This is a genomic window from Streptomyces sp. NBC_01264 (assembly GCF_026340675.1).
Classification (GTDB): domain Bacteria; phylum Actinomycetota; class Actinomycetes; order Streptomycetales; family Streptomycetaceae; genus Streptomyces.
This window is the reverse complement of the sequence record NZ_JAPEOX010000001.1, coordinates 2,840,401-2,853,203: the sequence shown is the minus strand read 5'-3', so window position 1 is coordinate 2,853,203 and position 12,803 is coordinate 2,840,401. Positions and strand designations below refer to the sequence as shown.

The following is a 12,803-nucleotide window of genomic DNA, read 5'->3' as shown; positions in this document are numbered from 1 at the left end:
GCAGCACCCGCCGGCACGTCCTGCCCCGCCGACCCGTGCGGCGGCGCCACAGCCGAACTGAGCACCCGCACCACCACACCGCTCACCCCAACGTAGTGGAGGGCCCCATGGCCGCACCGACCGAATCCGACGCAGGACCCCGCCTCATCGAAGCCGCCCCCGTGCCCGTGCGGTTCGCCCGCGGCTGGCACTGCCTCGGCCTCGCCGCCGCCTTCAAGGACGGTGCCCCGCACGAAGTGGAGGCCTTCGGGACCAAGCTGGTCGTGTTCCAAGGCCGGTCCGGGACGGAAGGCACCAGCGGCGAGCGCAAGGGCGGCGAGCTGAGCGTCCTGAACGCCCACTGCCCCCACATGGGCGGCAACCTCGCCCACGGCACCGTCAAGGGCGACACCGTCGCCTGCCCCTTCCACGACTGGCGCTGGTCCGGGGACGGCCGCTGCGCCGCCATCCCCTACGCCCGCCGCGTCCCGCCGCGCGCCAGGACCCGCGCCTGGACCAGCCTGGAGCGGAACGGCCAGCTCTACGTCTGGCACGACCCGGAGGGCAACCCGCCGCGGCCCGAGGTCACGATCCCCGTCATCGAGGGCGTCGGCGACCCCGAATGGAGCGACTGGAGCTGGAACTTCCTGCGCGTGGAGAACTCCAACTGCCGCGAGATCGTCGACAACGTCGTCGACATGGCGCACTTCTACTACGTGCACTACGCCTTCCCGCACTACTTCAAGAACGTCTTCGACGGCCACGTCGCCACCCAGTACATGGAGTCCACCCCGCGCGGCGACGTGGACCTCGGCACCCTCTCCACCGGCGGCGGCCTGCGCTCGGACGCCTCGTACCACGGCCCCTCCTACATGATCGACAAGCTGTGGAGCGACATCGGCGGCGGCGTCGAACTCGAATCGGTCCTCATCAACTGCCATTACCCGATCGACGAGAACAGCTTCATGCTCATGTACGGGACCATCGTCAAGAAGCTCCCCGGCATGAGCGACGAACAGGCCGCCGAGGCCGCCCGCCTCACCTCCGAGGGCCTCGCCGTCGGCTTCGAGCAGGACGTCGAGATCTGGAAGAACAAGGCGCGCATCGACAACCCCCTCCTCACCGAGGAGGACGGCCCCGTCTACCAGCTCCGCCGCTGGTACGAGCAGTTCTACGTGGACGCCGCCGACGTCAAGGACGAGATGGTCCGCCGCTTCGAGTTCGAGATCGACACCGCCCGCGCCACCGCCGCCTGGAGGGCCGAGGTCGCCGAGAACCTCGCCCGCCGCGCGGCCGGGACCCCGTGATGACCCCCGTGACGTGTGGGGAATGCGCCGCGGTGGTGCTGTGCGAGAAGTTCAGCCCCGCCCACACCCAGGTCCAGTGGACGCAGGAGGCTGGAGAGGTCTGCCCGCGCATCGCCGCCGAGGTCGCGGCGGGCCGCCCCAGCGCCCGCGTGCGCTCCTGCGGGGCCCTGCGCGCGGGCATCGAGGCCGCGGTCCTGGCGGGCCGCCTGGAGGTGCCGGCCGATGTCTGACACCGACGGCCGTACGAAGTCCCGCGCCGCGGAGGTCCGGAGCCCGGCCCCGGCCGCCGCCCGGGGCGGAGCCGGCGGCAGGCTGCTGGTCCGCGTCACGGACCGGATCCAGGAGACCCCCGAGGCGGTCTCCCTCGTACTCGACGCGGAACTCCCGTACCGCCCGGGGCAGTTCCTCACCGTCCGGCTTCCCTCCTCGACAGGGGCGGGAGGCGCGGCCCGCTGCTACTCCCTGGCCGGGTCCCCGCACGCCGGGGACCCGCTGCGCATCACCGTCAAACGGGTCCCCGGCGGCGTCGGCTCCGGCTGGCTGTGCCAGGACGTGCGCATCGGCGACGAGCTGGAGATCCTGCCCCCCGCAGGCACCTTCACCCCGCCCGACCTGGACCGAAACCTGCTGCTGGTGGCGGGTGGCAGCGGGATCACCCCGGTGCTCTCCCTCGCGAAGTCCGCGCTCCTGGCCGGCGCGGGCCACGTCGCGCTGGTGTACGCCAACCGCGACTCCGGCTCGGTGATCTTCCGCGACGAGCTGTGGGGGCTCGCCGAGGAACACCCCGGGCGGCTCACCGTCGTGCACTGGCTGGAGACCCTCCAGGGACTGCCGACCGCTGCGCAGCTGGGCCCGCTCGTGGCCCCGTACGCGGGCCGCGAGTCCTACCTGTGCGGGCCCGCTCCGCTGATGGACGCGGCGGAGGCGGCGATTCGCTCCGCGGGCGGACGGGGGCGGGCGATCCACCGCGAGCGGTACTTCTCGCTGAGCAGCGACGTCTTCACCGGCCCGGCTCCGGCCTCGGGTCAGGCTCCGGCGTCGGGCCCGGCTCCCGCCTCGGGGCAGGCTCCCGCCTCCGGTCCGGCTCCCGCCTCCGCCGCCGCCCCGGCCGCGGGGGACGGCGCCACCGCCGAGGTGGAGTTCGAGGGGAGCGTGCACACCGTGGACTGGCCCGTGGGGACCCCGCTGCTCGACGTCCTGCTCGCCGAAGGTTTCCCCGCCCCGTACTCCTGCCGCGAAGGCGCCTGCAGCGCCTGCTGCTGCCGGGTGCTGGAGGGCGAGGTCACGATGGTCCGCAACGAGGTCCTGGCCCCCGAGGACCTGGCCGAGGGCTACGTCCTGGCCTGCCAGGCCCTGCCGCTCGGCGACCGCATCCGCATCAGCTACGACGGCTGAGCGGCGCCGCTGGACGAGACGGCTCCGCCGGACGACCGCGGGCCCGGCCCCCTGGCGAGGGGTCGGGCCCGGAATCGTTCACTCGTGCGTTGGGGTACCACTACCCACTACATCCACTCGCTGAACCGCAGCCATCCCATCATGTTGTCCATCGCCTGCGCGGAGACCGCCGGCTCCAGGTCCCGCACCGGCGCGGAAGCGGCCCGCCCCGGCCGGCCCGGCCCGTACAGCTCCCGCCACACCGACCGCGCGCAGGCCAGTACCGTCGGCGCGAGGCGGGCCTGCTCCCGGTCGCCCCGGCAGGAGGACACCGACACGGCGGCCACCGCCCGCCCGGCACCCCGCAGCGGTGCGGCCACGCAGGAGATGCCCCGGAAGCTCTCCTCCCGGTCGTACGCCACCCCGCGCTCGCGGACCGCCGCCAGCTCGGAACGCAGCGCGAGCGGCCGGATCAGGGTGCGCGCGGTGCGCGGGCGCAGCCCCTGCGCGAGGACGTGTTCCACCGCGGCGGGATCACTGAAGGCGAGGATCGCCTTGCCCGCGGCCGTGCAGTACGCGGGCATCCGGCCGCCGACCCGCGAGGGCACCGTGGTGGCCTCCGAGCCGCCGATCCGCTCCAGGCACACCACCTCGGCCCCGTCGAGCACCGACAGGTGCACCACCCGGCCCGTCTGCTCGTGCAGCGCGTGCAGCAGCGGCAGCGCGGCCCGGCGCAGCCGGTTGTGGTGGGAGGCGAGCGCGCCCAGCTCCAGCATGCGCATGCCCATGCGGTAGTCCCGGCCCTCGCGGTCCAGCCAGCGCAACTGCACCAGCTGGTCGAGGATCCGGTGGGCGGAAGAACGTGGGATTCCGGAGCGGCGCACGACCTCGGTGAGCGACAGCCGCGGCTGGGGACCTTCGAAGGCGCCCAGCACCTTCGCGGCCTTCTCCAGCAGCGAAAGCGGTGCGAGCTCGGTCTCCACGACCTGCTCCATGGCCTGGTCAAGCACGAGAAAACCCCCTGCGTGAGGCGTTGGGGCGACCCTGCCACGCGCCCCCGGCCGGAGGGAAGCACCCGGAGGGGGTTATTTCATTCAGTAATACTTCAAGTAGTCGCTTCCGGGGAGTTCCGAGGAGTTCGGCCGGGCTTCCCGCTCAGCGGGAAGAGCTCGTTCCGCGCCCGCACCACCCGGCGTACGTTCCTCGCCATCGAACCGGAAATGGATCCCGACCACCCGAAGATCCTTGATCTGAGAAGGGGACACCATGAGTGACGAAGAGGTCCTCGCAGCGGTCCGCGCCCTCGCCCCGGCCCTGCGCGAGCGCAGCGCCGAGGCCGAAAGCCTGCGCAAGGTCCCCGAGGCGAGCATCAAGGAACTCGCCGCCACCGGCTTCTTCCGGCTGCTCCAGCCCAAGGCCCACGGCGGGTACGCCGCCGACCCCGCCCTCTTCTACGCCGCCGTCAAGGACATCGCCAAGGCCTGCGGCTCCACCGGCTGGGTCGCCTCCGTCGTCGGCGTCCACCCCTGGCACGTCGCCCTCTACGACCCCCGCGCCCAGGAGGAGGTCTGGGGCCAGGACCAGGACACCCGCATCTGCTCCTCCTACGCCCCCACCGGCAAGGTCACCCCCGTCGACGGCGGCTTCACCCTCAGCGGCCGCTGGCACTTCTCCTCCGGCTGCGACCACGCCGACTGGGCCCTGCTCGGCGGACTCGTCACCGACGCCGAAGGCCGCCCCGTCGACATGCGGACCTTCCTCGTCCCGCGCTCCCGGTACCGCATCGACGAGGTCTGGGACACCGTCGGCCTGCGCGGCTCCGGATCCAACGACATCGTCGTCGAGGAGGTGTTCGTCCCCGAACACCGCGCGCTGAGCTTCGGCCCCGTCACCGCCCTCCAGGTACCCGGCCACCGCCTCAACCCCGAGCCGCTCTACCGGCTCCCGTACGCCTCCGTCTTCACCACCACCATCTCCACCCCCATCGTCGGCATCGCCGAAGGCGCCTACGAGGACTACGTCTCGGCGACCCGCGAACGCTTCCGCATCTCCTACGGCCAGCAGGTCGCCGAGGACCCCTTCGCCCAGGTCCGCATCGCCCGCGCCGCCAGCGACATCGACGCCTCCTGGCTCCAGCTCCAGCGCAACATCTCCGACCTCTACGCCCTCGCCGAACGCGGCGAGGAACTCCCCACACCGCTGCGCACCCGGGCCCGCCGCGACCAGGTCCTCGCCACCGAGCGCTGCGTCGCCGCCGTCGACCTGCTCATGGAGAACGCGGGCGGCAGCGCCATGCGCACCGGCCCGAACCCCGTCCAGCGCGCCTGGCGCAACGTCCACACCGGCCGCGGCCATGCCGCCAACGACCCGGAGCGGGCCCTCGTCCTGTTCGGGCAGGGCGCACTCGGCCTCGACATCCAGGACACCATGCTGTGAGCGCGCAGGGATTCACGTACGAGAACACCTCCCGCACCGCCCAGGCCGGCGGGGTGACCCTGCACTACCACGAGGCCGGCCCGCCCGGCGCACCCGTCGTGATCATGCTGCACGGCGGCGGCCCCGGAGCCTCCGGCTGGTCCAACTTCGGCGGCAACCTGCCCCACTTCGCCGAGCACTTCCGCACCCTGCTCGTCGACCAGCCCTGCTACGGCCGCTCCGACAAGCCGGAACCCGACCGCGACTACTTCGGCTTCAGCGCGAACGCCGTCCTCGCCCTCATGGACGAGCTCGGCATCGAGCGGGCCCACTTCATCGGCAACTCCCTCGGCGGCGGCACCGCCACCCGGCTCGTCCTGGACCACCCCGAACGGGTCGGCAAGCTCCTGCTCATGGGCCCCGGCGGAATCTCGCTCAACCTCTTCTCCGCCGACCCCACCGAAGGCATCAAGCGGCTCTTCGAGTTCAGCCTCGACCCCGAGCCCACCCGCGAGCAGATGCGGACCTTCCTCACCACCCTCGCCCACGACCCGGCCATCGTCACCGACGCCCTCGTCGAGGAGCGCTACGCCCAGGCCACCGACCCCGAAGCCAGGCTCGGCAACGCCCGCATGGGCGCCTCCTTCGCCAAGTGGCCCGAGGCCGCCATGCTCTGGCGCGAAGCGCACCGCATCAGCCGCCCCGTCCTGCTGACCTGGGGCCGCGAGGACCGCGTCAACCCGGTCGACGGCGCCTTCCTCGCGCTGAAGACCATCCCCGACGCCCGTCTGCACGTCTTCCCGCACTGCGGGCACTGGGCACAGACCGAGGCCGCCGACGAGTTCAACCGCCTCGCCACCGACTTCTTCCTCCACTGATTCCCGCACCGGTCCCCGTACCGGCCCCCGCTCCGATCCCCGCACCGATTCCACCGAGGAGTTCCCGCATGGACATCCGCGCACTCGGCTACCTCCGCATCGAGACCGCAGACCTCGCCGCCTGGCGCACCTACGTCCTCGACATCCTCGGCATGGCCGAAGCCGAAGGCACCACGGACACCCGTCTGGGCATCCGCATCGACGACCGCGCGCACCGCTTCCAGTTCGTCGCCGGCGACCAGGACCGGCTGCTCGCCGCCGGCTTCGAGGTCGCCAACGCCCGCGCCCTGGAAGACGCCGCCGCCGAACTCGAAAGCGCCGGGCACCCCGTCAAACAGGGCGACGCCGAGACGCTCGCCGACCGCCGCGTCCAGGGCCTCATCCACTGCGAGGACCCCAGCGGCAACCCCCTGGAGATCTACTGGGGCCAGGCCCAGGACCACACCCCGCTCGCGGCCCGGTACGGCAACCGGTTCGTCACCGGCGGCCGCGAGGGGAGCCTCGGCCTCGGCCACGTCGTCCTGCCCGCCGCCGACACCGAGGCCACCCTCGACTTCTACGAGAACCTTCTCGGCTTCCAGCTGCGCGACTCCATGCGGCTTCCCCCGGTCGCCGTCCCCACCGGAAAGCCCGGCCAGGACTTCTACTGGATGCACTTCCTCAGCCCCAACCGACGCCACCACAGCCTCGGGCTCTACCCCGGCGCGCTGCCGCCCGGCATCGTGCACTTCATGGTCGAGCTGGAGACCCTCGACGACGTCGGCTACTGCCTCGACCGCATGAACAAGGCGGGCATCCCCATCGCCTCCACCCTCGGCCGGCACTCCAACGACCACATGGTCTCCTTCTACGCTCAGGCCCCCGGCGGCTTCCAGGTCGAGTACGGCTGGGACGGCCTGCTCGTCGACCCCGCCACCTGGACCGCGAAGGAGATCACCGCGGACAGCTTCTGGGGCCACCAGTGGAACGGCTGACCGCCGCCCCCGGAGCCCCCGCCGCCCCCGGAGCCCCCGCCGCCCCCGGAGCCGACGCGGTCGACCCGGCCCTGTTCCGCGAGGTCCTCGGCGCCTTCGCCTCCGGCATCACCGTCGTCGCGGCCCTCGCGGACGACGGCCGCCCGGCCGGGCTGGCCTGCCAGTCCTTCGCCTCCCTCTCCCTCGACCCGCCGCTGGTCCTGCTCTGCGTGGGCAAGGGCTCCTCCAGCTGGCCCAAGGTCCGGGCCGCGGGCCGCTTCGGCGTCAGCATCCTCGCCGAGGAGCAGCGCGCCGTGTGCGAGGCCCTGGGCCGCCGCGGAGAGGACAAGTTCACGGACGTCGACTGGGAACGCTCCGTCCACGGAGCGGTCCGCGTGAGGGGCGCCCTCGCCACCGTCGACTGCGCCCTCGAAGAGGTCCACGAGGCGGGCGACCACTACCTCGTCACCGCCCGGGTCCTCGAACTGAGCGCCCGCGACGGCGGATCACCCCTTCTCTACTACCGCAGCGACTACGCCACGGGAGCCTTCGGATGACACCCGAGCCCGCCACCGAGCCCGCCACCGATTCCGCCACCGATTCCGCCACCGATTCCGCCACCGGGCCCGCGACCGATTCCGCCACCCGGTACGCCTACGACGTGGTGGTCGTCGGCTCCGGCGCCGCCGGATTCGCCGCCGCCGTCACCGCCCGACTGCGCGGCCTGAGCGTCCTGGTCGTGGAGAAGACCGACACCTACGGCGGCTCCACCGCCCTGTCCGGCGGCGCGATCTGGGTCCCCGGCACCTTCCACCTCGACCGGGCCGGCCTCGCCGACACCCGCGAGAAGGCCCGCGCCTACCTCGACGCCACCGTCGGCGACCGGGTCCCGGCCGCACGCAAGGAGGCGTACCTCAGCCACGGGCCGCGCATGGTCAGGGAGTTCCACGACCGCACCGAGATCCGCTTCATGTACACCCCCGGCTACTCGGACTACTTCCCCGAGGCCCAGGGCGGCATGGCGCAGGGCCGCTCCGTCGAACCGTGCATCGTCGACTTCAAGCGGCTCGGCGCGCTCGGCGCCTCCATGCGCCGGGCCGGACTGCCCACGTACGGGCTGACCATGACCTCGTACGACTTCCGCTTCCTGAACATGGTCAGCCGGACCTGGGCGGGCAGGAGGACCTCCGTCAAGGTCGGCCTGCGCGCGGTCAAGGCCCTGGCGACCGGCCGCAAGCTGCTCTCCCTCGGCGAGGCGCTCATCGCCCGCATGCGGCTGTCCCTGGACGCGCTCGGCGGCGAACTGTGGCTGTCGGCGCCCCTGACCGGCCTGGTCACGGACCCGGCCGGCCGGGTGACGGGCGTACGCGTCCTGCGCGCCGGGCGCGAGGTGACCGTAGCGGCGCGGGGCGGGGTGGTGCTGGCCTCGGGCGGGTTCTCGCACGATCAGGCACTGCGCGAGAAGCACCTGCCCGCGCCCACCTCCACGGCCTGGACGCACGCCTCGGAGGGCCAGACCGGAGACGCCCTCAAGCTCGGTGAGGAACTGGGGGCCGCCACCGATCTCCTGGACAAGGTCTGGGGCGCGCCGTCGGTGTGCCCGCCGGGGGAGAAGCCCTTCTTCCTCGTCGCCGACCGGGGCATCCCCGGCATGGTCATCGTCAACGAGGCGGGGGAGCGCTACGCAAACGAGGCCCTGCCGTACCACGCGTTCGTGGACCGGATGTACGCCGCCGACCGGCCCGGGGCGTCGACCGTGCCGTCCTGGCTGATCCTGGACGCTCGCTCCAAGGCCCGGTACATCTTCGCCGGCCTCTTCCCCGGGCAGCCCTTCCCCAAGAAGTGGCTGGAGAGCGGCTTCCTGAAGAAGGCCGACACCATCGAGGAACTGGCCCGGCGGATCTCCGCCCCCGGCCTGCCCGCCGCGATCGACCGCTTCAACTCCTTCGCGGAGGTGGGCACCGACAAGGACTACGGGCGCGGCGACAGCGTCTACGACCGCTACTACGGCGACCCGACCCTGCCCAACCCCAACCTGGCGCCGATCGGGAAGGGCCCCTTCTACGCGGTCCCCGTCCACCCCGGGGACATCGGCACCAAGGGCGGCCTCGTCACGGACACCGACGGCCGGGTGCTCCGCGAGGACTCCACGCCGATCCCCGGCCTCTACGCCTCCGGCAACTGCTCGGCGGCGGTGATGGGGGAGACCTACCCGGGGCCGGGCGCGACGATCGGCCCCGCGATGGCCTTCAGCTGGGCGGCGGTCAACGCGATCGCCGCCCAACTCGCCTAGCTCGCCTAGGAGAGCTTGCCGTCGTAGTCCGGCAGCTTGACGGTGCGCTCGGCGTGGCCGCCGACCAGGTCGCTCTGGTTGTTGCCGATGTTGGCGATGATCGTGTAGCCGCGTGCCTCGATCTCCGCCCGCTTGGCCGTCTTGTAGGCGCTGACCTCGCCGAACAGGGCGGGCAGATCGCGGACGTAGAGGCCCGAGACCGGGTAGCCGACCGCCTTGAGGTTGCGCTCGGTGAGGGAGTACACGATCCCGGGGCGGGCGGTGACGAAGAAGATCGCGACCCCGCGGTCGTTCGCGTACCGGGTCAGGTCGCGGACCTGGGCGATCGCGGGGGTCGGGAAGGTCCAGAACCAGTGGAAGTCCGTCTCCAGCGAGGAGTTGTCGATGTCGAGGACGATCGCCGGCTTCTCACCGGCCGGCGAGGCGGCGATGCGCTGCTCGATCCCCGGGCGGGCCGCGGCGAGGACGGCGGAGACGTCGCGCTGCCAGGTGGCGTAGTCGATGCCGAGGAACACCGCGTTGCCGCCGGGCGCGGAGGCGGTGACGGCCGCGGGGGACGGCTTCGCGGGGGCCGCCTGGGCGGCGGTGGCGGGAACCAGGGCCAGTACGGCGGCTGCGGCCGCGGCCACCGCGGCGGCCGTGGTACGGGTGCGGGTGCTGCGCATGGGGGACGCTCCTCGATCACGTGTTGGCATGTACGTGACCAGGCTGGAGATCGTCCGCCCCCATGTCTACTGGCTGGTAAGTAACTTTTCATGACCGATCGGTGAACCTCCGTCACGCCTGTCGCTACGTGTCGCAGTCCAGGACCGTGCGGCACAGTCCGCAGCGCGCCCGGACCGGCCCGCCGTGTGCGGGCAGCCGCAGCCGCTGTCCGCAGACCGGGCACGGGAAGCCCACCCGCAGCCCGCCCGGGTGTTCCTCGAAGCCGTACGGGGCTCCGGGCGCGGCGGCTCCGGTCAGGCGGGCCGCCGCGTATCGCAGCCGTTCCCGGCGGCCCGCGGCCGCGAGGGGGGCCCGGCGTAGGTCCCGGTCGGCCAGGGCGCGGCCGCGCACGTACGCCTCGTAGGCCTGCGGGCTGGTGAACCACGCCGAGAGGTCCTCGCCGCCGAGGAACCGGCCGCGTCGGGCGAGGACGTAGCCGAACTCCTCCGGGGTGAGGTAGCCGAGCTTCTGGTGGGTGAGCTCGTCCTCCCGGTAGGCGTCGAGCAGCAGCCAGCCGGCGCCGAGGTAGGCGGCGGCCGTGTCGGTGAGGATCTCGTTGGCGGCGGTGGTGGGAAAGCGCAGGTCCAGGCGGTGCAGCAGCACGTGCGTGACCTCGTGGGCGAGGGCGGCCGCCAGATCGCGGCGGTGGACGCGGAAACGGTCGTTGACCTCGACGAAGTACTCGGGCCCGGCGGTCAGCTCCACGGTCGCCGCCTCCTCCATCGGCCGGAAGCCCACGATCAGGCGCGCGTTCGGCAGTCGCAGGGCGCGGACCATCGCGGAAGCCACCCGGTGGGCGCCCGGGTACAGGTCCTCGGAGGCGGGGAAGGCCGCGTCGGCGGGGGCGAAGGGGGTGTCGTAGGCGCGGATCCCGTCGGCGGACAGCCGCCGGAACAGTGCGGTGACGGCCTCGCGGACCGTCTCCAGATGAGGAAATCCGTGCTCGACGGGGCTGTCGCGCCGCCCGTTGTGCGTCATGAGGTCCCTCCGGCCGGAAGTTGTCCGAAAACGCGTTCTTGATGGCCCCCGTGGGGGTGGTGTGTCATGTCCCCGTCACCCAGGCGGTCCAACCCGCCCGTCCTGGGGCGACGCGCACGGCCCAACCCCCCACGAAAGGCAGTGTGTCGACTGTGTCCAGCCTCGTCACCACCCTCAAGCGCGCCCTCGCCGTCGGAACCGTGGCCCTCGCGGCCGTCAGCCTCCAGCCCGGCACCGCAACCGCCGGCACGGCGCCCGTGGTCGGCGGAACCCGCGCCGCCCAAGGGGAATTCCCCTTCATGGTCCGCCTCTCCATGGGCTGCGGCGGCGCCCTCTACACCCAGCAGATCGTGCTCACCGCCGCCCACTGTGTGAACGGCTCCGGCAACAACACCTCCATCACCGCCACCGCCGGAGTCGTCGACCTCAACAGCTCCAGCGCCATCAAGGTCAAGTCCACCAAGGTGCTCCGGGCCCCCGGCTACAACGGCAAGGGCAAGGACTGGGCCCTGATCAAGCTCGCGCAGCCCATCAACCTGCCCACCCTCAAGATCGCCGACACCAAGGCCTACGACAACGGCACCTTCACCGTCGCCGGCTGGGGCGCCGCCACCGAGGGCGGAGGCCAGCAGCGCTACCTGCGCAAGGCCACCGTCCCCTTCGTCTCCGACGCCTCCTGCCAGGCCTCCTACGGCAGCGACCTCGTGCCCGCCGAGGAGATCTGCGCCGGATTCGACGCGGGCGGCGTCGACACCTGCCAGGGCGACTCCGGCGGCCCCATGTTCCGCCGCGACAACGCGAACGCCTGGATCCAGGTCGGCATAGTCAGCTGGGGCGAGGGCTGCGCCCGCCCCGACTTCCCCGGCGTCTACACGGAGGTCTCCACCTTCGCGGCGGCGATCAAGAGCGCGGCCGCCACGCTCTGACCGCTCCTGGTCCCCGCCGCAGTCCTCCTGCTGAAACCGGCCGGAAGGATGAGGCGGGATGCCCCACATATCCGTAAGGTCGACCGCAGTCCCGTAAGGCCGGAACGACGCCGTTCCGGCCTTGCGGCATGCCCCCGGCGGTCTGCTGTGCGGTTGCGGGCCGAGGCGCCCGCAGGTCCCATGGAGAGATCCCACCGCGTGGGAACGCCGGGGCAACCGGGACGGCACAGGCAACGGGCGACAGTGGGGCAGGCGGCGCATGGCGATCAGAGTGATCATCGCGGACGACCAGGAGATGGTCAGGACCGGCTTCCGGATGATCCTCGAAAGCCAGCCGGACATCGAGGTGGTCGCCGACGTCGTCGACGGCGAAGCGGCCCTCGCCGCCGTCGCCGAACACCGGCCCGACGTCCTGCTCCTCGACATCCGCATGCCCAAACTCGACGGGCTCGAAGTCACCCGCCGACTCGCCGGCCGCGAGACCCCCCGCATCGTCATCGTCACCACCTTCGACCTCGACGAGTACGTCCACGCGGCGATCCAGGGCGGAGCGTCCGGCTTCCTCCTCAAGGACGCGAGCCCGGCCATGCTGGTTGAAGCGGTGAGGGCGGCAGCCGTCGGAGACTCCCTCGTCTCACCCGCCATCACCGTCCGGTTGCTGCGTGAAATGGCCCACCGCACCCCGGCCGCCGCCGCGGCCGCGCGCCGCCCGGCGGAGCCCCTGACGGACCGGGAGCGCGAGGTCGTACGCTGCCTCGCGCGCGGGCTGACCAACGCCGAGATCGCCGGGGAACTCTTCGTCTCCCTCTCCACGGTCAAAACCCACCTGGCCAATGTCCAGGCCAAACTGGACGCCCGCAACCGCGTGGAAATCGCCGCCTGGGCCTGGGAAAGCGGCCTGGCAGGCACCCCGGCGTGACCCACCCCCACCCCCTGCCGAAACCCACCCGCCATGAGCCCGCCGCGAGGCGGAGGCCACGAGGCGGCCGGTCGGA

The 12,803-nt window shown here is 72.4% G+C and carries 13 protein-coding genes; 10 read left to right on the top strand and 3 right to left on the bottom strand.

Annotated elements, in window-relative coordinates; translation table 11 throughout:
* Window positions 1-107: 107 nt before the first annotated feature.
* From OG435_RS13035 to OG435_RS13025, 3 genes are read left to right on the top strand one after another with little or no spacing between them, the layout of a single operon-like run.
* Window positions 108-1,286 (top strand): Rieske 2Fe-2S domain-containing protein, encoded by a 1,179-nt coding sequence (locus OG435_RS13035; protein WP_266876982.1) that lies wholly within the window; start codon window positions 108-110, stop codon window positions 1,284-1,286.
* Window positions 1,286-1,516, top strand: a complete 231-nt coding sequence (locus tag OG435_RS13030; RefSeq protein WP_266876981.1) for a hypothetical protein — start codon at window positions 1,286-1,288, stop codon at window positions 1,514-1,516. The genes OG435_RS13035 and OG435_RS13030 overlap by 1 nt, the downstream gene beginning before the upstream one ends.
* Window positions 1,509-2,681 (top strand): ferredoxin--NADP reductase, encoded by a 1,173-nt coding sequence (locus OG435_RS13025; protein WP_266876980.1) that lies wholly within the window; start codon window positions 1,509-1,511, stop codon window positions 2,679-2,681. The genes OG435_RS13030 and OG435_RS13025 overlap by 8 nt, the downstream gene beginning before the upstream one ends.
* Before the next feature lie 107 nt (window positions 2,682-2,788).
* Here OG435_RS13025 and OG435_RS13020 read toward each other — a convergent pair whose 3' ends face one another.
* On the bottom strand, window positions 2,789-3,670 hold the full coding sequence (locus OG435_RS13020; protein ID WP_266876979.1) for an IclR family transcriptional regulator: 882 nt from the start codon (window positions 3,668-3,670) through the stop codon (window positions 2,789-2,791).
* Between the two features lie 256 nt (window positions 3,671-3,926).
* Here OG435_RS13020 and hsaA point away from each other — a divergent pair, with 256 nt between their 5' ends.
* The 5 genes from hsaA (at window position 3,927) to OG435_RS12995 (ending at window position 9,199) form a co-directional block, all read left to right on the top strand.
* A complete protein-coding gene (gene hsaA, locus OG435_RS13015) occupies window positions 3,927-5,096 on the top strand; it encodes a 3-hydroxy-9,10-secoandrosta-1,3,5(10)-triene-9,17-dione monooxygenase oxygenase subunit (RefSeq protein ID WP_266876978.1) in 1,170 nt (389 codons plus the stop codon).
* Window positions 5,093-5,953 carry a 4,5:9,10-diseco-3-hydroxy-5,9,17-trioxoandrosta-1(10),2-diene-4-oate hydrolase gene (gene hsaD / locus OG435_RS13010; protein WP_266876977.1) on the top strand — a complete coding sequence of 287 codons (861 nt, stop codon included), beginning with the start codon at window positions 5,093-5,095 and terminating at the stop codon, window positions 5,951-5,953. Before hsaA ends, hsaD begins: the two co-directional genes overlap by 4 nt.
* A 68-nt stretch (window positions 5,954-6,021) precedes the next feature.
* Window positions 6,022-6,927, top strand: a complete 906-nt coding sequence (locus tag OG435_RS13005) for a VOC family protein (protein WP_266876976.1) — start codon at window positions 6,022-6,024, stop codon at window positions 6,925-6,927.
* Entirely contained in the window at window positions 6,915-7,463 is a 549-nt protein-coding gene (locus tag OG435_RS13000; RefSeq protein WP_266876975.1) for a flavin reductase family protein, read from the top strand. Before OG435_RS13005 ends, OG435_RS13000 begins: the two co-directional genes overlap by 13 nt.
* On the top strand, window positions 7,460-9,199 hold the full coding sequence (locus OG435_RS12995) for an FAD-dependent oxidoreductase (protein ID WP_266876974.1): 1,740 nt from the start codon (window positions 7,460-7,462) through the stop codon (window positions 9,197-9,199). Before OG435_RS13000 ends, OG435_RS12995 begins: the two co-directional genes overlap by 4 nt.
* 5 nt (window positions 9,200-9,204) lie before the next feature.
* Here OG435_RS12995 and OG435_RS12990 read toward each other — a convergent pair whose 3' ends face one another.
* Both OG435_RS12990 and OG435_RS12985 read right to left on the bottom strand, forming a co-directional pair.
* Window positions 9,205-9,864, bottom strand: a complete 660-nt coding sequence (locus OG435_RS12990) for an HAD family acid phosphatase (protein WP_266876973.1) — start codon at window positions 9,862-9,864, stop codon at window positions 9,205-9,207.
* Window positions 9,865-9,988: 124 nt separating this feature from the next.
* Window positions 9,989-10,882, bottom strand: coding sequence for a hypothetical protein (locus tag OG435_RS12985; RefSeq protein WP_266876972.1), 894 nt, complete (start codon window positions 10,880-10,882; stop codon window positions 9,989-9,991).
* Between the two features lie 143 nt (window positions 10,883-11,025).
* Between OG435_RS12985 and OG435_RS12980 the strand changes: the two genes are divergently transcribed.
* Together OG435_RS12980 and OG435_RS12975 are read left to right on the top strand one after the other, a co-directional pair.
* Window positions 11,026-11,808: a serine protease gene (locus OG435_RS12980; RefSeq protein WP_430625624.1), complete on the top strand. Its 783-nt coding sequence runs from the start codon at window positions 11,026-11,028 to the stop codon at window positions 11,806-11,808.
* 259 nt (window positions 11,809-12,067) lie between these two features.
* Window positions 12,068-12,727, top strand: a complete 660-nt coding sequence (locus OG435_RS12975; RefSeq protein WP_266876971.1) for a response regulator — start codon at window positions 12,068-12,070, stop codon at window positions 12,725-12,727.
* Window positions 12,728-12,803 lie beyond the last annotated feature (76 nt).